Annotated in this window: 21 protein-coding genes and 1 tRNA gene; 11 read left to right on the top strand and 11 right to left on the bottom strand. The window is 63.9% G+C overall.

The features are described from left to right. Positions 1-107: 107 nt before the first annotated feature. The gene (locus ACL0K2_RS08180) at positions 108-944 is read right to left on the bottom strand and encodes a sulfotransferase family protein (protein ID WP_045163370.1); all 837 of its coding nucleotides are present in this window, start codon (positions 942-944) and stop codon (positions 108-110) included. Positions 945-1,101: 157 nt separating this feature from the next. On the opposite strand from ACL0K2_RS08180, the gene cysC reads away from it, so the two are divergent. From cysC to ACL0K2_RS08195, 3 genes are all read left to right on the top strand, one after another. Next, positions 1,102-1,755 (top strand): adenylyl-sulfate kinase, encoded by a 654-nt coding sequence (cysC, locus tag ACL0K2_RS08185; RefSeq protein ID WP_413044196.1) that lies wholly within the window; start codon positions 1,102-1,104, stop codon positions 1,753-1,755. A 214-nt stretch (positions 1,756-1,969) separates the two neighbouring features. Then, positions 1,970-2,518: a phage tail protein gene (locus tag ACL0K2_RS08190; protein ID WP_045163371.1), complete on the top strand. Its 549-nt coding sequence runs from the start codon at positions 1,970-1,972 to the stop codon at positions 2,516-2,518. A gap of 230 nt (positions 2,519-2,748) precedes the next feature. Further along, positions 2,749-3,069 (top strand): DUF6916 family protein, encoded by a 321-nt coding sequence (locus tag ACL0K2_RS08195; RefSeq protein WP_045163372.1) that lies wholly within the window; start codon positions 2,749-2,751, stop codon positions 3,067-3,069. Here ACL0K2_RS08195 and ACL0K2_RS08200 read toward each other — a convergent pair. From ACL0K2_RS08200 to ACL0K2_RS08240, 9 genes are all read right to left on the bottom strand, one after another. Beyond that, the gene (locus ACL0K2_RS08200) at positions 3,062-3,565 is read right to left on the bottom strand and encodes a GNAT family N-acetyltransferase (protein ID WP_045163373.1); all 504 of its coding nucleotides are present in this window, start codon (positions 3,563-3,565) and stop codon (positions 3,062-3,064) included. The genes ACL0K2_RS08195 and ACL0K2_RS08200 overlap by 8 nt on opposite strands. Before the next feature lie 22 nt (positions 3,566-3,587). After that, positions 3,588-4,586 (bottom strand): aspartyl beta-hydroxylase, encoded by a 999-nt coding sequence (locus ACL0K2_RS08205; RefSeq protein ID WP_045163374.1) that lies wholly within the window; start codon positions 4,584-4,586, stop codon positions 3,588-3,590. Continuing rightward, positions 4,574-5,374, bottom strand: a complete 801-nt coding sequence (locus ACL0K2_RS08210) for an aspartyl/asparaginyl beta-hydroxylase domain-containing protein (protein WP_045163375.1) — start codon at positions 5,372-5,374, stop codon at positions 4,574-4,576. Before ACL0K2_RS08210 ends, ACL0K2_RS08205 begins: the two co-directional genes overlap by 13 nt. A 53-nt stretch (positions 5,375-5,427) precedes the next feature. Beyond that, positions 5,428-7,527: a biotin/lipoyl-binding protein gene (locus tag ACL0K2_RS08215; protein WP_413044197.1), complete on the bottom strand. Its 2,100-nt coding sequence runs from the start codon at positions 7,525-7,527 to the stop codon at positions 5,428-5,430. After that, positions 7,528-8,847, bottom strand: a complete 1,320-nt coding sequence (locus tag ACL0K2_RS08220; protein ID WP_045163377.1) for an efflux RND transporter periplasmic adaptor subunit — start codon at positions 8,845-8,847, stop codon at positions 7,528-7,530. After that, positions 8,844-9,596 (bottom strand): efflux RND transporter periplasmic adaptor subunit, encoded by a 753-nt coding sequence (locus ACL0K2_RS08225; RefSeq protein WP_413044453.1) that lies wholly within the window; start codon positions 9,594-9,596, stop codon positions 8,844-8,846. Before ACL0K2_RS08225 ends, ACL0K2_RS08220 begins: the two co-directional genes overlap by 4 nt. Before the next feature lie 260 nt (positions 9,597-9,856). Next, a complete protein-coding gene (locus tag ACL0K2_RS08230) occupies positions 9,857-10,972 on the bottom strand; it encodes a metallophosphoesterase (protein WP_045163379.1) in 1,116 nt (371 codons plus the stop codon). A 358-nt stretch (positions 10,973-11,330) separates the two neighbouring features. Continuing rightward, complete coding sequence (locus tag ACL0K2_RS08235; RefSeq protein ID WP_052679340.1) at positions 11,331-11,525, bottom strand: hypothetical protein; 195 nt, start codon at positions 11,523-11,525, stop codon at positions 11,331-11,333. A gap of 69 nt (positions 11,526-11,594) precedes the next feature. Continuing rightward, positions 11,595-12,497, bottom strand: coding sequence for a LysR substrate-binding domain-containing protein (locus ACL0K2_RS08240; protein ID WP_045163381.1), 903 nt, complete (start codon positions 12,495-12,497; stop codon positions 11,595-11,597). A gap of 101 nt (positions 12,498-12,598) precedes the next feature. Here ACL0K2_RS08240 and ACL0K2_RS08245 point away from each other — a divergent pair, with 101 nt between their 5' ends. The 4 genes from ACL0K2_RS08245 (at position 12,599) to ACL0K2_RS08260 (ending at position 15,154) form a co-directional block, all read left to right on the top strand. Then, the gene (locus tag ACL0K2_RS08245; RefSeq protein WP_413044198.1) at positions 12,599-13,822 is read left to right on the top strand and encodes an MFS transporter; all 1,224 of its coding nucleotides are present in this window, start codon (positions 12,599-12,601) and stop codon (positions 13,820-13,822) included. A 31-nt stretch (positions 13,823-13,853) separates the two neighbouring features. Then, the gene (dkgB, locus tag ACL0K2_RS08250; RefSeq protein WP_413044199.1) at positions 13,854-14,654 is read left to right on the top strand and encodes a 2,5-didehydrogluconate reductase DkgB; all 801 of its coding nucleotides are present in this window, start codon (positions 13,854-13,856) and stop codon (positions 14,652-14,654) included. Between the two features lie 117 nt (positions 14,655-14,771). Next, positions 14,772-14,848 (top strand) — tRNA-Met (locus tag ACL0K2_RS08255). Between the two features lie 75 nt (positions 14,849-14,923). Then, the gene (locus ACL0K2_RS08260; RefSeq protein ID WP_413044200.1) at positions 14,924-15,154 is read left to right on the top strand and encodes a hypothetical protein; all 231 of its coding nucleotides are present in this window, start codon (positions 14,924-14,926) and stop codon (positions 15,152-15,154) included. Positions 15,155-15,307: 153 nt separating this feature from the next. On the opposite strand, the gene ACL0K2_RS08265 is transcribed toward ACL0K2_RS08260, so the two are convergent. Beyond that, positions 15,308-17,239 carry a sigma-54-dependent Fis family transcriptional regulator gene (locus ACL0K2_RS08265; protein WP_413044201.1) on the bottom strand — a complete coding sequence of 644 codons (1,932 nt, stop codon included), beginning with the start codon at positions 17,237-17,239 and terminating at the stop codon, positions 15,308-15,310. 397 nt (positions 17,240-17,636) lie between these two features. On the opposite strand from ACL0K2_RS08265, the gene ACL0K2_RS08270 reads away from it, so the two are divergent. The 4 genes from ACL0K2_RS08270 to ACL0K2_RS08285 all read left to right on the top strand — a co-directional run bounded on the left by ACL0K2_RS08270 (position 17,637) and on the right by ACL0K2_RS08285 (position 22,069). Continuing rightward, complete coding sequence (locus tag ACL0K2_RS08270) at positions 17,637-18,140, top strand: gluconate 2-dehydrogenase subunit 3 family protein (protein WP_413044202.1); 504 nt, start codon at positions 17,637-17,639, stop codon at positions 18,138-18,140. A 46-nt stretch (positions 18,141-18,186) separates the two neighbouring features. Further along, positions 18,187-19,764 carry a GMC family oxidoreductase gene (locus ACL0K2_RS08275; protein WP_413044203.1) on the top strand — a complete coding sequence of 526 codons (1,578 nt, stop codon included), beginning with the start codon at positions 18,187-18,189 and terminating at the stop codon, positions 19,762-19,764. A 24-nt stretch (positions 19,765-19,788) separates the two neighbouring features. Further along, on the top strand, positions 19,789-20,778 hold the full coding sequence (locus tag ACL0K2_RS08280) for a thiamine pyrophosphate-dependent dehydrogenase E1 component subunit alpha (protein ID WP_413044204.1): 990 nt from the start codon (positions 19,789-19,791) through the stop codon (positions 20,776-20,778). 220 nt (positions 20,779-20,998) lie between these two features. After that, positions 20,999-22,069: a 2,3-butanediol dehydrogenase gene (locus ACL0K2_RS08285; RefSeq protein WP_413044454.1), complete on the top strand. Its 1,071-nt coding sequence runs from the start codon at positions 20,999-21,001 to the stop codon at positions 22,067-22,069. Positions 22,070-22,076: the final 7 nt, after the last annotated feature.

Raw genomic sequence — 22,076 nt, forward strand, 5'->3', positions numbered from 1 at the left:
CTGAGAGCTCTTAGGTGCCTCGGCCTGCTTGGATTTACCCCACCACATGATTCTGTCCCTCGAAATAATGGTGTCCAGACCGAACCTTTAGCCGGTCAAGCTGCTTGCTATGGATGCTTTGCGCTTTCCGCGACCCTGATCACATTGGCTTCACTGCTACGCGGGTCCTTCCAGAAGTCGAGCCCGGCGTATTGTTCGAACAGGTCGGGCGGCAGAATGGTGCGGCGCGCCTCCGCTTCCACCTTGGGCCGCACCTTGTGCAGCCCTGTCAAACCGAGGGCTTGGTCGAATTCGGGCGCGTCGTACTCGAGATGCTCGAAGTCATGCTCGAACCAGGGCTCTCCGAGGAAATCGTAGACCAGGCGCAACACCTTCTCGGGCGTCGCCGCCAGCAGGTCGTACTCCACCAGCAGCAACGACTTGGCATGCTCGCCGTAATAGGCATCCTTCAACGCCGCCCAGGCGAACCCGACCAGGCGGTTGCGCTGGGCCAGGGTATCGACGCGGCTATAGACGGTGTTGCGCTCGACATCGTCGCCGAACAGCTTGGTATGTTCGTAGGGATTGGCGCGATAGAGCCGCTCGATGCTGTCCATCACCCAGGCGACATTACGCACGCATGCGATCACCTTGGCCTGAGGGAACAGATCCATCAACGCGGGGAGCTTGGCGCACCATTGGCGGTTGGTGTCGAAGACGATACCCCTATCAGCCTGCTCTGCGTAGTAATTGCTGAACAACCCTGTCAGCAAACGCTTGCGCTGCGCCTGGGTGATAACGGGACCGAATTCGCTGCCGGCGCTGAACTGATTGAGCATCCCTGAAAACAGCGCTCCGACGGGGCTGGTCATGCCGGCATGAAAGCGCGGATTCTGCCTCAACAGCGCGGCCAGCAGCGTAGAGCCTGACCGGGGTAAACCCGAGATGAAATGAAACGTCGGCACTACCTGCTCTCTTTCTTATTCCATTAATCGCCTAATCGTAGCCGCGGTATTTGATACTTACCAGCGCATAGAGATAAGTTCCGTCTCGGAAAAAAATAAATCGACTGCCCGGCCTTCAGGTAAGTCCGCCATCTCCGCCAGCACGAGACCTTTTGCTATGTCATTGGATGGACCGTCCAACGCTCCCGACCGTCAGCAACGCGAAGCACGTCACGGTCATCGCGGGACCGCCATCTTGCTGACCGGGTTGCCCGCTGCCGGTAAATCGACGCTGGCCCATGCCTTGGAAGCACGGCTTTTCGCGCATGGCGGGCAGTGTCTGGTTCTCGATGGCGACCAACTGCGCGCCGGGCTCAGTCGCGACCTGGGTTTCAGCGAAAACGAGCGTGAAGAGAACCTGCGCCGCGCCGCAGAAGTAGCCGCCCTGCTGGTAAATGCGGGGATGATCGTGGTTATGGCCATGATCGCCCCATTGGCGAGGCATCGGCAGCTCTTGGCCGAGCGCCTGGGCGCCGATTACCGCGAGGTCTGGTGCTGCGCCTCGCTGCGCAACTGTGAGCACCGCGACCTCAAGGGCCACTACGCCCTGGCCAGAGCCGGGAAACTCCCCAGTTTTACCGGCATCTCTGCCCCGTATGAAGCACCGCAAGCCCCGGCACTGACACTCGATTGCGACAAGTGCAGCGTGGCGGACAATGTCGAGCGGCTGCTGCAGTGGCTGAGCAGCGAAGGACTACTCGGCTCGCTCATGCAGCCCCGCGATGACGCCGGTTTTGACAGGGACGGTGCGAAGCGCATCTGCGAAGGCTAGCCGAACAGCGCAATAGCGAAGCCCTACGAAGATCCCGCACGGCCCGCGCAACCCCAGCACGCTTCGCCGTAACAAGCACTGGGCTTTAGCCGAACGTTTACTTCTTCGACATTTCAACTAAAACTCTCCGAGCGTCGCTTCAGTGTGCCACTACGATGGCCGCGGGAGATGTCGCCCTTCATGCAGGTGACCATCCAGAACCAGGAGTAGATTCATGGAAGTATTTATCGGCACCATCCAACCCTTCGCCTTCAACTTCGCACCACGCGGCTGGGCATTGTGTAACGGCCAGACCATGTCGATTGCCCAAAATACCGCGATGTTCTCGCTGCTGGGGACCATCTATGGTGGCAACGGGCAAACCACCTTCAACCTGCCCGACCTGCAAGGGCGTATGCCCATCGGCATGGGCCAGGGGCCAGGCTTACCGCTCCATAACATCGGTGAAGCCTCGGGCTCGCCCTCGACGGTGCTGACAAGCGGTCAACTGCCTACGCACACCCACGCCGTGCAGGTACAAGTGGGCGGCGCGGCGTCCAATCCCGCCCTCGCCCCCAGCGCAACCAATCAATTTCTCGGCGCCTCTATCGGCGGTTCCCCGGCTGCTGCAGCCATCTGGTCGGATACGCTCTCTTCGCCGGTCACCATGGGTGGCGCACAGGCCGGTCTGGCCGGCAACAGCCAGCCGGTGGATATCATGAACCCCTACCTGGCATTGAACTTCAGCATCGCCATTCTGGGAATATTCCCTTCGCGCAATTAAGCAGGCGGTCAAAAATCGACCTGCGCGGCCCTTCTTAAAGCGAGAGGCGTTAGGACAGGCTCCTGTGCGAGCAGGTCGCTGCTTAGCCCACTGTTGCGGGGCCGCTCTGTCATCTCGGCTCACGGCCACGCCCTTCGGCGAACTGCCAAGCCGGCCGAGCTGACTCGCTTGAATGGACTGACGCGGCGTCTTGCGCCGCCCACCACCACCGAACGTCTGAAGGAAAAAAGATGCTGAACCTCATCAGCGCGGAGCATTTTCTCCAACTGCAAGGCCAGGTCTGCGAGTTCGCCGCGGATACGGGTGAAACACTGTTGCTCCGGGTAGACTCGGTCAATCTGAAACCCAACGCCCGCATGCCCAGTGCCTCGGCGGAAACGCGCGTGCCGTTCTCGGTCGGGCTGACCGCCATGCAGCCAACTAGATTCATGGACGGCAGCTGCACGGTAGAGCTGCCGCAACTGGGCCGAGTCTCGCAGTTGATGGTGTTGCGCGAAGCGGCGCTGGATCGTGACCCCACGCAGCACTATTTCCAGATTCTGTTCAACTGAGCGCAACCGAGGGATACCAGACCAGGCGGTCGGCCACCGGCTGGGTCTCCTCGACCCGGAAGCCCAACTCCAGATATAGCCGCCTGGCCTCCATATTGTTGCGCCACACCACGACCGCAACCGGGCTGGCGACTTGTTGCGCCGCACGCTGTACGCCCCGCAGGACGATCTTCCCGTAACCCCGCCCGCGCACGGCGGGAATCAGCGCGAGGTAGATCAGACGCACCTCGTTATGACCGAAATCGACCGTTACCGCGCCAATCGTCGAGCCGGCTTTTTCGATAATCAAATGCATGGCATTGGGGTAATGGGCGCCCATCCCCGCTTGCTGCACCTGATATTGGTTGGCGACCACGGTATCGATCAGTTCGGCTTCGCCATCGATCCATTGCAAATCCGCCCGGCTCGATTGATACAGGCGTTGTAGAAAAGGCTCATCGCTCGGCCTGGCCGGACGCATACCGATACCGTCCGCCAGGGATGAAAGATCGCTCATGCAACACTCCTTATTAGCGCGCTTAACCCAGCTGCCGCAGACGCAGCGCCTCGAGATCATGATAGGGCTCCGCAGCCCAGCGACTGACCGCCTCACGCAACGACGCACAAGCGCCGTCACGCTTACCCTGGCCATCCGCGACAAAGACCTGCTCCGGCCGTTTGGCGTTTTGCCCACTGCTCGCCAGGGCCGCCGCGACCTGAGCGGCATCGAGTCCGAACAGCGTGCGCAACCTGCCGTCCAACGCCATTGGCAGCTCGTTGTAATTGAGTAGCAGACCGCCATATTGACGATGCAGATCGACAGCGGTTTGCAGGAGCCGACCGAGGCGACGAGCAATGAAGGCCTCGCGCGGCGTCGATGGTTCGCCCGCCAGGTTCAGCGGCGACTCGCCAATCAAGCCAGGCACCATGTGCATACCCGGCTGATGCCAATGCGAGGCCGCGATTTCCAGCGGGTCGCGGTAGAGGAACAACCAGGGCGTATCGGGAAAGCAGCGACGGAGCAGCGGCAGCTCATAAAGATTCCAGGCATCCAGCTTGACCACCAGGTGTGACGCTTGAGCATTACGACGCTGGCCCAGCGCCGAGAGCATGGCGCGAACAGCCGCGCACTGCTCATGCTCAGCACCATGCAGCTCGCTGCCGTAATGCGCGCGCAGCAACTGATCCAGCGGCGGCGGTTCGGACAGCACGATGTGTGTATCGAGCCGCGCCAGCATCTGCGCCAGCAGGGTCGAGCCACAGCGCGACGCGTGAAAGACGAACGCAGTGGGCATCAGACCCGGGCTCGCCGCCTGCCAGTCGAGAAGCGCCGTCAATGGCGTATCGCGACGAAACGCCTGATTGAACGGCAATCGCAGCGCCAGATCCACCTCATCGCGATAGAACGGCTGGGTCAATTGCTGCTCGCCAAACCAGCACCAGTCGACACGCCATTCGCCGTCGCCTGGCCAGACCCTGATCGGCAACCAGCCGCGCATCTCGTCGACCGTCTGGGGAGCAACCGTCAGGCTCGCCATAACGCAGCCCACTCACTCCTGCCCTGACGCATCGCCGCACGAACGTCAGCCGCAGAAAACTCCAACCCCAATTCCGCTCCCACCTTAAGTGTCGCCTCGATGAATTCCCCATTGTCGGTCAGGGTACGTAGGCGCTGCGCCAGATCGGCATCGCTCGCGATGATTCGGCGCAAGCGTGCGAATGCCTGCATCGCCGCACTGGGTTGCAGCACGGGTGTGGTTGCCTGGCACTCGACGATTGCCCGCAACAGCCATGCCTGCGGTAAACAATCGAGCACCAGGTGAACGCGCGGCGAGCCGCTGGGGTTGGTCACACGATGCGGGCGGGACAGATCGAGAAACCAGCACTCACCTGGCCGCATCGGCACCTGCAGGCCGTCGAGCAGAAACTCGACCCCTGTTGGGCTGAGCAGCGGGATATGCAGACGAAGATCGCTGCCGGGCAGGCCCAGATCGTGGTCACAATGTTCCTGGATAGCCGACCCTGGCCCCAGACGTAGCAGGCGCGCGCTGCGCAGCGAAGTTTGAAAGTGGCCGAGCACCTCGTGCCAAGCGGGTTCGTCCTGCCACCAGGCACTGCGACGTGGGGCGCCACGCCCAGGCGCGAGCGGCAGGAGCGCATCTTCGGGGCTGATCAACGCCACCCCGCTCCAGTCGCCCTGGTAGTAAGTGCTGTTGAAATGCGCTTGCCAGGCATCAACCGGTATCCGCTGCAACGCTTCGAGCAGCGGCGGCATCTCGCAGCGAAGGGACAAGCGCGAACAGAGCGGTAGCGGGCTGTCAGCCATACCAGCTTCCTTGATTGAGTGGTATCGGCAGCAGCGCCGCCGACCGATCCGATCTAGAACCCACTTTCCCTCACCCCCAGCGCCGCCATCCGACGCCAAATGGCGCCCAGGATGGATTCTCCCCTTCCCTCCAGCACCACCACGCCCAACAGCGATTGCCGTGGCGCCGCCCGCTCGTCCCGCGGCACCAGGCGTACGCCATATTGCGCCTGCTGCGGCTCGGGCCGTTGCTGGGCATCGCGGCGCACCGCAATGGGACCGCCCTGATCCGAAGCCAAGGCTGGCTGATCCAGATAAGCGGAGCCGGTCACATCCACCTCGGTCAAACGCACCGGCACGCCAGGTAACCAGGGGTCGGCACTGGCGATGAACCGCCCCTGCGCGCCAGCCTCGATGCGCCATAGCGACTCCTCGGCCAGGTAGCCTCGCAAGCGCGCTCGCTCCTCGACCACCCGCACCAGCGTTTGCTGCGGCGACAACCAGCGACCCGCCGCCAAGTCCGCCGGCAGGTCTCGCACCACGCCGTCGTGCGAGGCGCGCAGCTGCAAACGCTCACGCTGCGCAGCCAAGCCACGGTATTCGGCCACCGCTTCGGCCAGATGCTGCTCGAGGATGGCGCTGTCGGCCACCGTCTCGCTACGTCCAGCCTGACGCCGTAACTGCAATTGCAAAATGTCGATCTCGCTGCGCACGATCTGCTGACGCGAATCGAGGTCCGGCGACTCCAGCTCCAACAGCAGGTCGCCGCTGCGCACCGTCTGGCCGTCGTGTACATGGAGCTGCTTCAGCCGCGCAGGGACCGGCGCGTGCAGCGCGCTGACCCGGCTCGCCTCGAGCATCGCAGGGATTTCCACGGTGCTCCGCCAGGGCACCAGCAACACCACCAACACGCCCAGCAGCGCAGCCCCGACGAGCAGCGCGCGTGCCGGTTGCGCCTGCGCGCGTCGCCGCCACCACTCCTGCAGCTCGCGCCAGATCGGCAGGCCGATGAACCAGGTCAGCTCTACCAGCATGAGGAACACGCCCAATAGTTTGAAGAACATGTGGTACACGGCCAGGGCGATCCCCAGGAACAAAGCCGCCCGCCATAACCAAGCGCCATAGCCCCAAATCAGTAGCTTGCGCCGCAGCGCGGGCGGCCAGGGTTCCGGCGCCGGCTCGCCGTAGCCGAAAAAGGCTTCGCGCAGCCGCCAGCGGCACAGGGCAAACGCACGTGCCTGCAAGTTCTCCACATCCCAGAGATCGCTGAGCAGGAAATAACCATCGAAACGCATAAAAGGGTTGAGGTTGACCGCCACCGTGGTGATCCAGGTGGCGCTGGCGAGCATGAACACAGCGCTACGCAGCGCTCCGTCCGGCAACAGCGACCAGGCGAGCAACGCGACACAGGCCAACAGCAGCTCGGCCAGCACGCCGCCGGCACCGATGAGCAACCTGGAACGGCGATCGTTGACCCGCCAGGCATCGCTGACATCGGTGTAGAACAGCGGGAACATCACCATGAACGCCAGGCCCATGCTCTGCACGCGACATCCGGCGCGCTTGGCCATATAGGCATGGCCGAACTCGTGGCAGAGTTTGGCGAACACCAGCGCTACGCCGAAGGCCAACGCGCCGCCCAGGCTGAACAGATGCGGAAAGGTGGCGATGAATCGCTGCCAGTCGCGCGCAACCAGGAACACCCCGAAGGCCAGCAACATGGGAAGACCATAGCGCAACAGACCTGGGCCGTAACGCCTGAGCCAGGGCCAGGTCCGGTCGAGAAAGGCATCCGGTCGCCACAGCGGAATACGAAAGAACAGGTACTGGTGCAGCAGGCTTTTCCAGAAACCCTGACGCTGCGACGCCGCCTTCGACGCAAAGCTGCCGCGTTGCTCGGCATCCTGGGCGACGATCAGGTCATGGCCACGCAGGAAGCGCAGCATTTCCTCCAAGTCCGACGCGTCCAGGTGTTCGCCAGCATCGAGGTTGGCGGCACGCAATACTTCCCCCGCGTCGCCCAGCGTCCAATGGCGCAACAGCCGCATCGCACTAGCGCCCAGTTTGAAGTAACGCCCGCGTAGCAGGTCGGCCAGAGTCCATTGCGGCGCACCATCACGCGCCGGAGCGGCCGTGGACAATTGCAGATCGGGACGCAGCGCCGGTAACTGCATCTACAGCCCCACTGTCTGACGCAACGCCGCCAATGGCCGGCGCAGCAGATAGAGGGCCAGCGGGCCCCGCTCTCCATACAACTTCGCCGTGCCGCGCAGGCCGATGCGCGGCGGTGCCCGCTCGAATTCGGCGTCCAGACGATAGGCCAGGTGGCCGCCGGCAACGGCCTGCGGCTCATAGGCCAGGCGCTGCAGCCGGGCGCTATGCCGGTGCAGGGGATCGCTGTCGAGAAACAAGGCAACCTCACCGCCCGGCTCGAAGGCCAGCACATCCGCCACGGCCAGATCGATACGAAGCTCGGCCTGCTTTGGATCGGCCACCACCATCAGCCGTTCGCCGGTCTGCACCGGCAAACCGGTCCAACGCTGGGCATCGGCGAACACCGCGATGCCGTCGCGCTCGGCCTTGACCTCGGTGCGTGCCAGCAGCTCGCGGGCATAGTCGCGCTCGGCGCGTTTCTGCGCCACGCGGGCGGTGAACAGATCGATGCGCGCACCCGACTCGGCGTCGCTGAAGGCACGCTGCGCATTGGCACGCAATTCTGCCTCGGCGACCTGCAAGCTGCGCTCGGCGACGTCCGCCTGCGCCTTGATGCTGGTGGCATCGAAACGCACCAGTACGTCGCCCTGCTTCACAGCCTGATTGGGTTTGACCAGAAACTCGGCGATCACGCCATCGAGCGGCGCGGCGACCACCTGACCGTCAAGGGGCACCACCTCGGCCGGCGCCAGTACGGACTGGCGCACCGGCAGCAGCAACAGCGCCAGAACCGCCGCCACCGCAATCGCGACCTTGCGCCGCGGCCAGCGCAGCCGCCAGGGCTTGCGTGGTTGCAGCGCTTGCCAGGCATGGCTGTAACAATCGCCGAGCTGCACCAGCAGCGCCTGTTCCGCGCCGCTCCAGGACAGCTCGCGGGCAATCCACAAGCCGCCGTAGGGCTTTTGCTGATGGTCGACCAGGGGCAACCAAAACACCGCCTCCGCCGACAGGCTTCGCCAGTCGGACTGAACCTGCGCATTCAACGTATCGGCGGTTACCACTTGCGGTTTGTCCAGGCGCCCCTGGGCGAGCAATTGGCCGGTGGCGTTCTCGACAAAGGCGACGAAGGGCGCATGAGGCTCGACCACGCTGACCGCCGTCAGCGCCCGTACTCGCCCGGCGATCAGCAATGCCGCATGGCGGTAGCCGAACAACGCCTGGGCGTCGTTGACCAGGGCGTAGGCCAGGCCATCGATATCACGCGCCGCACGGGCCTGGCGCTCAAGGCTGAGAAATTCGGCGAATAGCCGCTCGGTCGGGTGTTGCTGAGCAGCGGTCATGGCGCCCCCTCGAACTGCGCGCTACCGCTCATTCCCGCCAACAGACCGCTGGCATCCGCAGGCAACGCCGCGATCAGCAGCAATGTCTGGCTGCCCTCATCGATGCGTGCCCCCAGGCGCTTGACCTCGGCCTGCAACGGCTTCCCGGTCTCATCCGGGACGAAGGTGAAACGCTGCCCGGGTTTAAGCGTGGCCAGCCAGCGCGACGGCACCAGCAGATGGATTTCCAGCGTGCGGTTATCCACGACTTCCAACATCGGCGTCCCGCTGGCCACGCTTTCGTGGGGCTGCACGCGACGCTGCACCACCTGGCCGTCGAACGGCGCCGCGACGCTGCAACGCTTGACCTGGACGCGATAGACCTGCGCCTCGGCCTCGGCCTGTGCTCGGCGCGCCTCGGCCAGACTGACCTCGAAGCGACCGACCGAATTCAGCGCCGCCAGTTGCTTCTTGTGCGCCAGCTCCTCGCTCGCCGCCCGCGCCGCGGCCTGCATGGCGTTGAGCTGCGCCTGGTAGGCGCTACAGTCGAAACGCACCAGCACGTCACCTTTGTGAAATGGCTGCCCCTCGGCAAAGGGCATCTCGATGATCCGCCCCGCCAATTCGCTGGCCAATACCGCCTGATCGCGCGCGCGCAAAACGCCACGCGCCTGGCGGTCGGCGGCGATAGCCGACCTATCAATATCGCTCGAAAGCAACGGATCTTCGGCCCGCAATGACGTGGCACAGGTCAGTACGAGCAATGTCATTAAGGAACGGCAATAACGCACTGACTCGCGCCGCATAGTGCACTCCTTGCGTGATGGTCGGAGCAGTCTAAGCCAGAAGCACGCCTGAAAGAATCGGCCAAAGCCGAGCAGGCGCGATCGTCCCATAGCATCGGGCACGAGCAGCAGCGAACCGCTCGGCGCGCGAGAAAGCTCGCACGCAATAAAGAAGCTGAGGCAACGACCCGCTATGGCGCGAGCCGCAGGCTAGGCGACCCCGGCTCCCAGGCGCAGGGAGATCGTTAGGTGGCCCTGACCAAACGAATCCGCGTGATCTCCGACGGTGCGCCGAAGCGCAGCGGCGGCCCCCAATAACCGGTGCCACGACTGATGTAGATCTGCATGTCGCCGACGCGCTGCAGCCCTGCCACCCACGGTTGCTGCCAGCGCACGAAATGCATCCAGGGCCAGAACTGGCCGCCGTGCGTATGCCCCGACAGCTGCAGGTCGCAGCCCACCTCCACTGCCGCCTTCGCTGAACGCGGCTGGTGCGCCAGCAGGATGCGGGGGGCATCGGTGGGCGCACCGGCGAACGCCGCAACCGGATCGCTTCGATGGCTGGGCCGGAACAGTTCGGCCGAATAGTCGGCGATGCCGGCCAAAACCAGGCGCGCGCCGCCGTGCTCGAGCTGAACATGACGATTGAGCAACACGCGCATCCCCAAGCGTTCGAACTCGGCGATCCAGCTGTCCGCACCGGAGTAGTACTCATGATTACCCGTGACCACATACACCCCGTGGCGTGCCTGCAGTTGCGCCATTGGCGCAATGTCGTCCGCCAGGTCTGCCACGCTGCCATCCACCAGATCACCGGTGATCGCAATCAGATCAGGTGAGAGCCCATTGACCCGCCGGACGATTGCATCGATATAGCCGTGCTTGATCGTCGGCCCGACGTGAATGTCACTGAGCTGGACGATGTTGAAGCCCTCCAGAGCCGCGGGGAGATTGCGTACCACGATGTCGCGCTCGACAACCCGAGCAGTGCGCCGTGCGTTGAGCAAGCCGAACAGCGTCACCGCCACGACAGCCGCAATCACGGCCAACGCGGAACCCCGTGCAAAGCCCTCCGGCGCCGAGCCCCAGAGCGAGGCCAGCGCCACCACGAAAGCACGCAGCAGCGAAAAAACCGCCAGGCTGGAAAAGATTCCCATCGCGAGCAGTCCGGACCACGCCAACAGCGCATTGCCCGCCCCTCGCACCAGCACCCCATAGCGCATCAGCACGGCCGAAAGCGCGAGATAGACCCACGCCAGCCCCGTGCCGAACAGCCCGAGCGAGAGATCTGAAACCAGCGTGACGCCAATGAATACATGCAGGCCAATCAGCAAAACACCAACCAATAACCGCCTGTTCATGCGTTACGTCTCTTGAGTGAGGAAGCGCGCCGTTTGCTTGAATAGTCGGCGTTTCGGTGTGCGAAAAGGTCAGTAGGGCTCGATCGATCTAGCGGTCGCTCCGCCGAGGCACGTCGGAGCTCGCCCTTCGCGCCCCGATGATGTCACGGAGCGCTGAGCCCTGCAGGTGGTTTTGGTAGCAGCGCGGTAAACGCAGGCGGCCGCCCCCGAACGGTCAACACGGGGCGTAGGCACGATCAGTCAGCGTGTTCCCGTAATTCGCGAACGGTGGCTCGCACGGAGTTGATCAGGCGCTCCCGCGTCAGGCCGCACCCGCCGCAGGCCATAGCGCGCAACTCGACGCAGCCAGGGTCAGGTGCTACATCACGCCGGGGTCGGGTATCGGATCCGGTGGCGGTGGCTCCTTCTCCAGATTCTCGAGCACCTCGTCGGGCAGCGTGTCGCCGTCGTCCAGTTCGGTATCACTTTCGGCGTCGTCCAGGTCGTTCAGTGGCGACTCGTCCGCCAGCCAAGGATAGAGCGGCGGATCGCTTGGGAGGGTAATGCTGAGCATGATGGTCTCCTCGCAGGTGTGCCTGCTGCGTTAGGCAGGCCCGGGCTGCCATGGTTCGACCCGGTCGTCCTAGCGTGTCCATTCCTGCTCGCCCAGGCACTCGCTCAGGTAGTCGAGAAAACAGGTGATGCGCGCGGCGAGCGCGGTATTGCGGTAGTACACCGCATGGATCGGCTGCAGCACCCTGGCGTTCGCCTCGGCCAGCACCTCGACCAACGCACCATCGGCACGATCGCGCGCGGTCATGAAGTCCGACAAACAGGCGATACCTTGGCCGGCCAGCGCCAGATGCCTCACCGTCTCGCCACTCGATGCCCAGAGGCTCGGCACGATGGGCCAAGTCTCGCCAAGGGGATGACGCAGCGGCCATTGATTGAGGCTCTCCGGCTGGGTGAAACCGATCAGGCTGTGCTTCGCCAGGTCCTCCACCTGCTGCGGCATGCCGTGGCGCGCCAGATAGCCCGGGCTGGCCACGGCACGAATTCGGCTGCGACCCAGCGGCCGCGCATGCAGGGTGGAGTCACGCAACGGACCGTGGCGCAGCGCCAGATCGGTGCGATGTTCGAGCAGATCGATGATCTGGTCGCTGCTGTGCAATTCCAGCTCGATGTCCGGATAGCGCTCGCGAAACCCGCCGACCAGCGACACCAGCACATGCAGCATGAAGGGTGCCGAAGCGTTGACCCGCAGCCGCCCCGCCGGACGCTGCAGGCGACGCGACATCTGCTCTTCGGCCTCTTCCACCGCTTCGAGAATCCGCCTGGCCTGAACCAGAAAGGCCGCGCCCTCCTCCGTCAGCTCTAGGCGCCGGGTTGTGCGCCGCAGCAGCGTGGTGGCGAGCTTGGCTTCCAGCCGACTCAGGGCTCGGCTGACCCCCGAAGCGGTCTGCCCCAACTGCATCGCCGCACTGGATATCGAGCCGGTATCGATGACCGCCGTAAACGCCTGCAACTCGTCGAGCGTGGTTTTCATCTGTGACTCGCAGTCAATTATGTTTGGCCTGAGACCCGGTTTTTCCGCATGAGTCTGCGGTAGACACTGCGCGCCATGCAATCCAACCGGAGTTTCATCCCATGCCCATCGCCCTGCTCGCGCTGACCCTCAGCGCATTCGCCATCGGCACGACGGAGTTCGTCATCGTCGGCCTGATCCCCACCATTGCCGGAGACCTCGGTGTCAGCCTGCCCTCAGCCGGGCTGCTGGTCAGCCTGTACGCCTTGGGCGTCGCGGTCGGCGCCCCGCTGCTCACAGCCTTGACCGGCAAGGTACCGCGCAAGTTGTTGCTGCTGTCGTTGATGGTACTGTTCACTGCCGGCAACCTGCTGGCCTGGCAGGCGCCGGGGTACGAATCGTTGATTCTGGCGCGCATCGTCACCGGCCTCGCCCACGGCGTGTTCTTCTCCATCGGCTCGACCATCGCCACCAGCTTGGTCTCGAAAGAGAAAGCCGCGAGCGCCATCGCCATCATGTTTACAGGGCTGACCGTCGCCCTGGTGACTGGCGTGCCGCTCGGCACCTTCATTGGCCAACAATTCGGCTGGCGGGAAACCTTTCTCTCCGTATCGCTGCTCGGTGTGATCGCCTTTGTCGGCAGCCTGCTCTTCGTGCCACGCAGCATTCAGCACAGCAAACCCGCCTCACTCGTCCAGCAGCTGGCCGTCCTGAAACAGCCGCGTCTGCTGCTGGTCTACGCCATGACCGCGGTCGGCTACGGCGGCACCTTTATCGCGTTCACCTTTCTTGCTCCGATCCTGCAGGAGATCAGCGGTTTTGGCGAAGGCGCGGTGAGTCTGGTCCTGCTGGTGTATGGCGTTTCGGTAGCGGTGGGGAATATCTGGGGCGGCAAACTGGCCGACCGCCGCGGGCCGATCAGCGCGCTGAAGCTCATCTTCAGCCTGCTGGCGATCGTCCTGTTGGCGCTTACCTTTACCGCCAGCAATCCTTGGCTGGCGCTGGCAACCGTACTGCTCTGGGGCGCCGTGGCCTTCGGCAACGTGCCCGGCCTGCAGGTCTACGTGGTGCGCCAGGCCGAACGCTACACACCGAACGCCGTGGACGTCGCCTCGGGCCTGAACATCGCCGCCTTCAACCTCGGCATTGCCGGCGGTGCATGGCTCGGCGGACATATCGTCGCCTCCGTGGGTCTCATCCATACCGCCTGGATCGGCTCACTGGTCGTGCTGGTTGCCCTGGCGCTCACCTACTGGAGCGGCCAACTGGATCGCCGATCCGCTGCGACGCCAGCGCACACGCCCAATACAGATACTCACGAGCCGGTGCTTACCGCCTCGCATTGAATTAACCAGAGAACCCACAGGAGAACGCTCAATGACCATTCCCGCATTCGGCCTCGGCACCTTTCGTCTCAAGGAGCAGCAAGTCATCGACTCGGTGAAGATGGGCCTCGAACTCGGCTATCGCCACATCGACACCGCGCAGATCTACGACAACGAAGCGGAAGTCGGCCTGGCCATTGCCGAGAGCGGCGTCCCGCGCGAAGAACTGTTCGTGACGACCAAAATCTGGACCAGCAACCTCGGCGCGGGCCGCCTGATCCCCAGCCTGGAGGAAAGCCTGAGCAAATTGCGCATGGAGCAGGTAGACCTCACCCTGGTGCACTGGCCATCGCCCAATGACGAGCTGGCGGTTGCCGACTACATGGCCCGGATGATGGACGCCAAGCAGCGCGGCCTGACTCGCGCCATCGGCATCTCCAACTTCACCATCAACCATATGCAACAGGCCATCGATGCCATCGGCGCTGAGAACATCGCCACCAACCAGGTCGAAGTGCATCCCTTCCTGCAGAATCGCAAGGTGGTCGATTTCGCCCGCAGCCAGGGCATCCACATCACCGCCTACATGCCGCTGGCCTACGGCAAGGTGATGCAGGACGACGTGTTGCAGCGCATCGCCGAAGCCCACAACACCAGCCCCGCCCAGGTCGCCCTGGCCTGGCTATTGCAACAGGGCTTCGCGGTGATCCCCTCCTCCACCAAGCGCGAAAACCTCGCCGCCAACCTGGAAGCGCAGACGCTGCGGCTGACCGAAGAGGAGATGCAGGAGATCGCCGCGCTGGACCGCAACGAGCGCCTGGCCAACCCCGGATTCGCGCCAAAATGGGATTGATCAACAGCGCACCGGCAACGGTCGGACCGGCGGCATAAGCATTTGAAAAAGCAGGTAGAAAAAGCGCACCCGGAGGGTTGACACACAACCGCGCGGCGCGAATAATGCGCGCCACTTGGCTACGTAGCTCAGTTGGTTAGAGCATAGCATTCATAATGCTGGGGTCCGGGGTTCAAGTCCCTGCGTAGCCACCAAATTCAAAAGGGTTCAGCGAAAGCTGAACCCTTTTTTTGTGCCCGCCGTTTAGCCAACCGCACCGAGAGCGCACCATGAGAGACGATTTCGACAACATCCGCGCCGAGCGCGAAACGCCCTACCGTACCGCTGCTCCTACCCCATCCAATCAATACGCAGGGCTCTGGAAACAGATCTCCATCGGCATCGTGGTCGGGCATCTGTCGCTGGGGTTGATGGGTGCGGTGATTTGGATGGTTGCGGCGCAGCTGCTTATTGGGGATATTCAAATCGTCATGCCGTGGGCGGGGGAGCAGCCGGGGTAATTATTAATAGAGTGAAACCTCTCCAGAACAGCTCCTGAAAGGCCGCATCGACAACCACCTCCCAATGCACGCCGAAGCCTCGCCCTCTCCCCTACCGCGATATCGCGGCTACAAACAAACGAAAGCTCGCCCGCGCCTCACCGCCGACGCCAATCACACCGGCGCTTCGATCCCCAGCACACGCATCCGTCGGTAAACGGTTGGCCGCGACACGCCAAGCTCCCGCGCCACCGCGCTGACGTTCCAGCGATGCCGGCGCAGTTGGTCGCGCAGTGCCGCCGCCGAGTCGGGTTCTGATGTCGGTGCCGACTGGCGGCAGCGCGCCAGGATGGGCGGCAGGCATTCGTCCGGGAGGTCCTGCACGGTGATTTCGTTGCCCTCGCAGGTCGCCAGTGCGTACTGCAGTGCGTTGCGCAGTTCGCGGATGTTGCCTGGCCAGGGATAGGCCAGCAGCGCACTCATGGCGTCGCCGCGCAGGTGCGGGTTGCCCGGGCGGCCCTCGGCGAGTTCGGCGAATACGCGCTCGATGAGAAAGCCTTTGTCGGCGCGCTCGCGCAGCGGTGGCAGCTTCAGCGATGCGCCGTTCAGGCGGTAGAACAGATCTTCACGAAACGCCCCGCTCTCGACCATCTGCCGCAGGTCGCGGTGGCTGGCGGCGACCACGCGGATATCCACCTTCACCGGTTTTTCGGCGCCCAGCGGCATCACTTCCTGCTCGGCCAGTACGCGCAACAGCCGGGTCTGCAGATGCAGCGGCATGTCGCCGATCTCGTCGAGAAACAGCGTGCCGCCGTCGGCCTGCTGAATCAGCCCGCGCATGCCCTTGCTACGTGCGCCGGTAAAGGTGCCGGGGGCGTAGCCGAACAACTCGCTCTCGATCAGCGACTCGGGCATCGCGCCGCAGTTGATCGCCACGAAAGGCTTGCTGCGCCGGCAACCGCTTTCATGCAGCGCCTTGGCCAGCCGTTCCTTGCCGGTACCGGTTTCGCCATTGAGCAGCACGTTCAGCGGTTCGCTGCATAGGCGCCTGGCGCGGGCGAGCATCTTGCGCATCACCGGGTCGTCGTCAGCCAGCGCATCGAGCGCGGAATGGCCGCCGGGTGTGCTGCGTTCGATTGGCTCCGCTACCTGGCGCCGTGGCTCCATCAAGGCGGCGAAGAACAGTTGGTGGCGATGGGTGCGAAAGGCGCGGACCTGGTCGTTACTGGCATAGGGAATGCTCAGCACGTCGCCCAGCTCGCAATCGAACAGCTGATCGATGCGCGCCTGCGCCGGGGTGCCAAAGGGGCCCGGCATCATCAGCCCGTGCTCGGCCAGCAGGCCACGGGCGGCAGTGTTGCCCGCGAGCAACTCGCCATCGTCACCCAGTGCCAGCAGGTAGCGGCGGTTGATCAGGACGAACTCGCGGGAGCCGTCGAAACAGAGGATTGGCCGCTCGCGGTAGACGCGCATGAAATAGGCATCCTCGATCATCCGCGCGTACTGCTTGACCAGCTGCAGGGCGAAGGTCTGGGAATCCTTGGTCGGTGGTGAATGCAGCGCGGAGATATCCAGCACTGCCAGCAGCTGGCCGTGTGGGTTGAACATCGGCACGGCTGTGCAGGTGAGGTTGGTGTGCCAGACGCTGAAGTGATCGTGCTGGTGACAGGTAAGCGCTTGCTGTTCCTTGATGCAGGTGCCGACGGCGCAAGTGCCGGCGTGGTCTTCGCCCCAGTCCGAACCGAGGAACAGGCCGGTCTTGCGATGCGCCTTTTCGTCTGCCGGGTCGCCGAGAAACTGCACGGCGATGCCGCGATTGTCGGTCAGCAGGATGACGTAGCCCAGCTCGGCGATCTGCCGGTAGAGCTGCTCGACACCAGCGCGAGCGACGTTGATCAGCTCGTCGGCCTGGTCCTGGTGTTCGCGCAGCACCTGCCGCGGCACGAAACGGGCTTCAGCCGGACGTGCAGGATCCAGGCCGTAGTCATGCACGCAACGACGCCAGGAGCGCGCGATGATCGGGTCCCGGTCACCAGGCAGATGCGGCGCATTGGCCAGGGAAAGCACGGCGTCGATATGGCTGACGGGGCTGGATAGCAGGTTCATGCCTCCTCCTCGAAGTGCTCGCGCAAGACCTGACGCGGGCGCCTCCTGCGAAACGCTTTTATTGTTCTGCAATAAACGAAGGATAAACCATTGAGCCGCCTAGACCAGCCTGAACTTTAGAAGCACTTTATCTATACATGTTTTTTGACGCCCACCTGTAAAACGCTTTACAGCGCTTTACAGGTGTAACGCGTAACCTGCTTTACACATTAAATACCGCAACACCTGGCAGCTATTTAAATTACTTACTAAACAATAACTTAAGTTAAATAAACGCTTCCATATAAAGTTGGCATGGCATCTGCTCCTACCGTTTTGCGGAACACACTCTTCGCATAACAAGATCGCCAGCAGTCCGATCATCTCGGAACTGCGGGTAATAAACAGGAGCTATGTCATGCACGATTCAGCTCGCCCGCACGGCACGCTAAACCGGCGACGCTTACTTACCCTTTCCGGCCAGTCATTGCTGGCATTCAGTCTGTCGCAGCTGATCCCGGTGAACCTGCTCGCCGAGGAACGTCTGCCGGACCTGCCCGATGGCCTGTTGCGCATGGGGCGCGACGTCTTTCCCCACACGTTCATCAGCGACCACCACTACGTGCAGCCCTTGCTCGGCCTGGTGGATGAGCAGCCAGCCCTGGTCGCGGGCGGCCTGGATGAACTGCAACGGCATGCGCGCGAGGTTCACGGTTCGCCGTTCGAGCAGCTCGACGAGGCCGAGCGGGTGGCCCTGCTGACCGAGATCGAAAACACCCCCTTCTTCAAGGCCGTGCGCAGCAGCCTGATGTTCGGCCTGTACGACAACAAGGCGCTGTTCCCGCTGTTCGGCTACGAGGGCTCGTCCTGGGAGTACGGCGGCTATGTCAACCGTGGCTTCAACGACCTGAACTGGCTCTGAACGCGCCGGTACGGGCTAACAACAAGAACAAGATGAGGAACACCCCATGGCAACTTTTGCCCAGGACGACGATGGCGTCGTGGTGATCATCGGCTCCGGTGCCGGCGGCGGGACGCTCGCCAACGCGCTGGCCAAACAGAAGATTCGCAGCGTGGTGCTGGAGGCTGGCAAGCGCTTCAGCCTGGAGGACATCGAGAACGACGAGTGGGCGATGTTCAAGAAGATCTCCTGGCTCGACAAACGCCAGGCCGCTGGCGGCTGGCACCTCGCAGAGAACAATCCGACCCTGCCCGCCTGGATCGTCAAGGCGGTGGGTGGCAGCACGGTGCACTGGGCCGGCATCGCCCTGCGTTTTCGTGATTTCGAATTCAAGATGCAGAGCATCAACGGCGACATCGCCGGAGCCAACCTGCTCGACTGGCCGGTGACGCTGGAGGAAATGGCGCCCTGGTACGAGAAGGCCGAGAAGCACATGGGCGTGACCGGGCCGAGCACCGGCATGGCCTATCACCCCTGGCACAACTCCTTCAAGGTGCTGGCCACCGGCGCCGAGCGGGTCGGCTACAAGGAGATCCTCTCCGGGCCGATGGCGATCAACACAGAGCCCTACGACGGCCGCGCCGCCTGCCAGCAGATCGGCTTTTGCATGCAGGGCTGCAAGATGGGCGCGAAGTGGTCGACGCTCTACACCGATATCCCCCGCGCCGAGGCCAGCGGTTACTGTGAAGTGCGGCCGCAGTCGATGGTGCTGCGCATCGAGCACGACGCCAAGGGCAAGGTCAACGCCGTGGTCTATGCCGATGCCCAGGGCGCCATCCAACGGCAGAAGGCCCGGGTGGTCTGCGTAGCGGGCAACTCCATCGAGTCGCCTCGGCTGTTGCTCAACTCCGCCTCGGCGATGTTCCCCGACGGGCTGGCCAACTCCTCCGGCCAGGTCGGGCGCAACTACATGACCCACACCACTGCCGGAATCTTCGCCGTGATGCCCAAGCCGGTGAACATGCACCGCGGCACCACCTGCGCCGGGGTGATCTCGGACGAGTCCTACAACGATCCGTCGCGCGGTTTCGTCGGCGGTTACCGACTGGAAATCCTTGCCCTCGGCCTGCCCTTCCTCTCCGCCTTCCTCGACCCCACGCCCAAGGGCTGGGGCAAGCAGTTCGCCTCACGGATGGAGAAATACAACCACATGTCCGGCGTCTGGCTGTGCGGCGAAGACCTGCCGCTGGAAAACAACCGCATCACCCTGCATGACAGCGAGAAGGACCAGTACGGCCTGCCGATCCCGGTGGTGACCAAGAGCGATCACCCGATGGATGCCGCCATGCGCAAGCACGGCGTTGCCGCCACCGCCAAGTGCTACGAGGCCGTGGGCGCCACCGACGTCATCGAGCTGCCGCCCTACCCGGCCAGCCACAACATGGGCACCAACCGCATGAGCGCCAAGGCCCGTGACGGCGTGGTGAACAAGTGGGGCCAGAGTCATGACATCCCCAACCTGTTCGTCTCCGACGGCAGCCAGTTCACCACCAGCGGCGGCCAGAACCCCACCCTCACCATCGTCGCGCTGGCCCTGCGCCAGGCCGAGCAGATCGGCCGTCTGCTCAACGAACGCGCAATCTGACCAGCCATTTCAAGGGAGCCCACCATGACCCAGCCCAACAACCCGCAGCGTCTGTGGATGTACGAGCAGATGCTGACCAGCCGCTACATGGAAGAGTGCATCGAGCGCATCTACATGGAAGGCAAGACCCCGGTGTTCAACATGGCCAAGGGGCCGATCCCCGGCGAGATGCACCTTTCCAATGGCCAGGAGCCCTGTGCGGTGGGCGTATGTGCGCACCTCGAGGCCGAGGACATCGTCACCGCCACGCACCGCCCTCACCACATCGCCGTGGCCAAGGGCGTAGACCTCAACGAGATGATGGCCGAAATCTTCGGAAAGGCCACTGGCCTGTCCGGCGGCCGCGGCGGCCACATGCACCTGTTCGATGGCCGGGTGAATTTCTCCTGCTCGGGGATCATCGCCGAAGGCATGGGCCCGGCCGTTGGCGCCGCGCTGTCGCGGCAGATGCAGGGCAAGCCCGGGGTGGCCGTGTCCTTCATCGGCGAGGGTGCGGCCAACCAGGGCGCCTTCCACGAAACGCTGAACCTCGCCGCGCTGTGGAAGCTGCCGGTGGTGTTCGTCATCGAGGACAACGCCTGGGGCATTTCGGTAGCCAAGGCCAGCGCGACCTGCATCAAGCAGCACCATGTGCGCGCCGCGGCCTACGGCATGCCGGGTGTGTTCGTCGAGAACAACGACCCGGACGGCGTATTCCACGCTGCCGGCGAGGCCATCGAGCGCGCCCGTGCCGGTGGCGGCCCGACCCTCATCGAGATCGAGACCTACCGCCTGGCCGGCCACTTCATGGGCGACGGCGAAACCTACCGCCCCGAGGGTGAGAAGGACGGCCTGATGAAAAAGGACCCGATTCCCGGCTACCGCCAACGCCTGATCGACGAAGGCGTGATGAGCGAGGCGCAAGCCGAGGAAATCGAGGCCCGAGCACGCGGCCGCATCGACGAAGCCGTGCAATTCGCCCGCGAAAGCCCCTATCCGCGCCCGGAAGAGGCGCTGGAGAAGGTCTTCGCGTAGCGGCTTTGGCGAGTTGCTCACGTCCTACGGTCCTGCTCAAAGCGTCAAAAAGCTCGCGCCGAGGGCGGCCCTCCCACAGAAGCCAAGGCCAGCACCAACCGCTTCTGTAGGAGGCGCGCCCTCGCGGCGATGCAGGCCGCGGGCCTGCCCAACGCTCCGGAGCGAGCTCATGTCCCAGCCAGAACAACAAGAGGAACACCCGATGAACAGCCAAGCCACCATGACCGCCGCCGTCTGGCACGGCCGCAAGGACATCCGCCTGGAACAGGTGCCGCTGCCCGGCGCGCCGCAACCGGGCTGGGTACAGATCCGCGTGCACTGGTGCGGCATCTGCGGGTCCGACCTGCACGAGTACCTCGCCGGCCCGGTGTTCATTCCGGTGGACGCGCCGCACCCGCTCACCGGCATCAAGGGCCAGTGCATCCTCGGCCACGAGTTCTGTGGCGAGATCGTTGCCCTGGGTGAAGGTGTCGAGGGCTATGCGCCGGGCGACAAGGTTGCCGCCGACGCCTGCCAGCACTGCGGCCAGTGTCGCTTCTGCAAGACCGGCCAGTACAACCTCTGCGAGCAGCTGGCTTTCACCGGGCTGATGAACAACGGCGCTTTCGCTGAATTCGTCAACGTACCCGCCGAGCTGCTCTACCGCCTGCCCGAGGGCTTTCCGCTGGAGGCCGGTGCGTTGATCGAACCGCTGGCGGTCGGCATGCACGCGGTGAAGAAGGCCGGCAGCCTGCTCGGCGAAACCGTGGTGGTCGTCGGGGCCGGCACCATCGGCCTGTGCACCATCATGTGCGCCAAGGCCGCCGGCGCCGGGCAGGTCATCGCGCTGGAAATGTCCGCCGCGCGCAAGGCCAAGGCGCTGGAAGTCGGCGCCACGCGCGTCATCGACCCCAGCGAGTGCGACGCCATCGCCGAGATCAAGGCGCTCACTGGCGGCTACGGCGCCGACACCTCCTTCGAGTGCATCGGCCACAAGGCCACCGCCAAGCTCGCCCTCGACGTGATCCGCAAGGCCGGTCGCTGCGTGATGGTGGGCATCTTCGAGGAGCCCTCGGAATTCAACTTCTTCGAGATCGTCGCCACCGAGAAACAGGTGATCGGCTCGCTCGCCTATGCCGGCGAATTCGCCGACGTCATCGCCCTGATCGCTGACGAGCGCATGGACGTCACCCCGCTGATCACCGGCCGCATCGGGCTGGACAGCATCCTCGAACGGGGCTTCGAGGAACTCGCCAACCACAAGGACCGCAACGTCAAGATCATCGTCAGCCCCGCCGTACTGGCCGGCTGAATAGGAG

The sequence above is a fragment of the Pseudomonas sp. YJ42 genome (genome assembly GCF_047225135.1).
Classification (GTDB): Bacteria; Pseudomonadota; Gammaproteobacteria; order Pseudomonadales; family Pseudomonadaceae; genus Stutzerimonas; species Stutzerimonas stutzeri_E.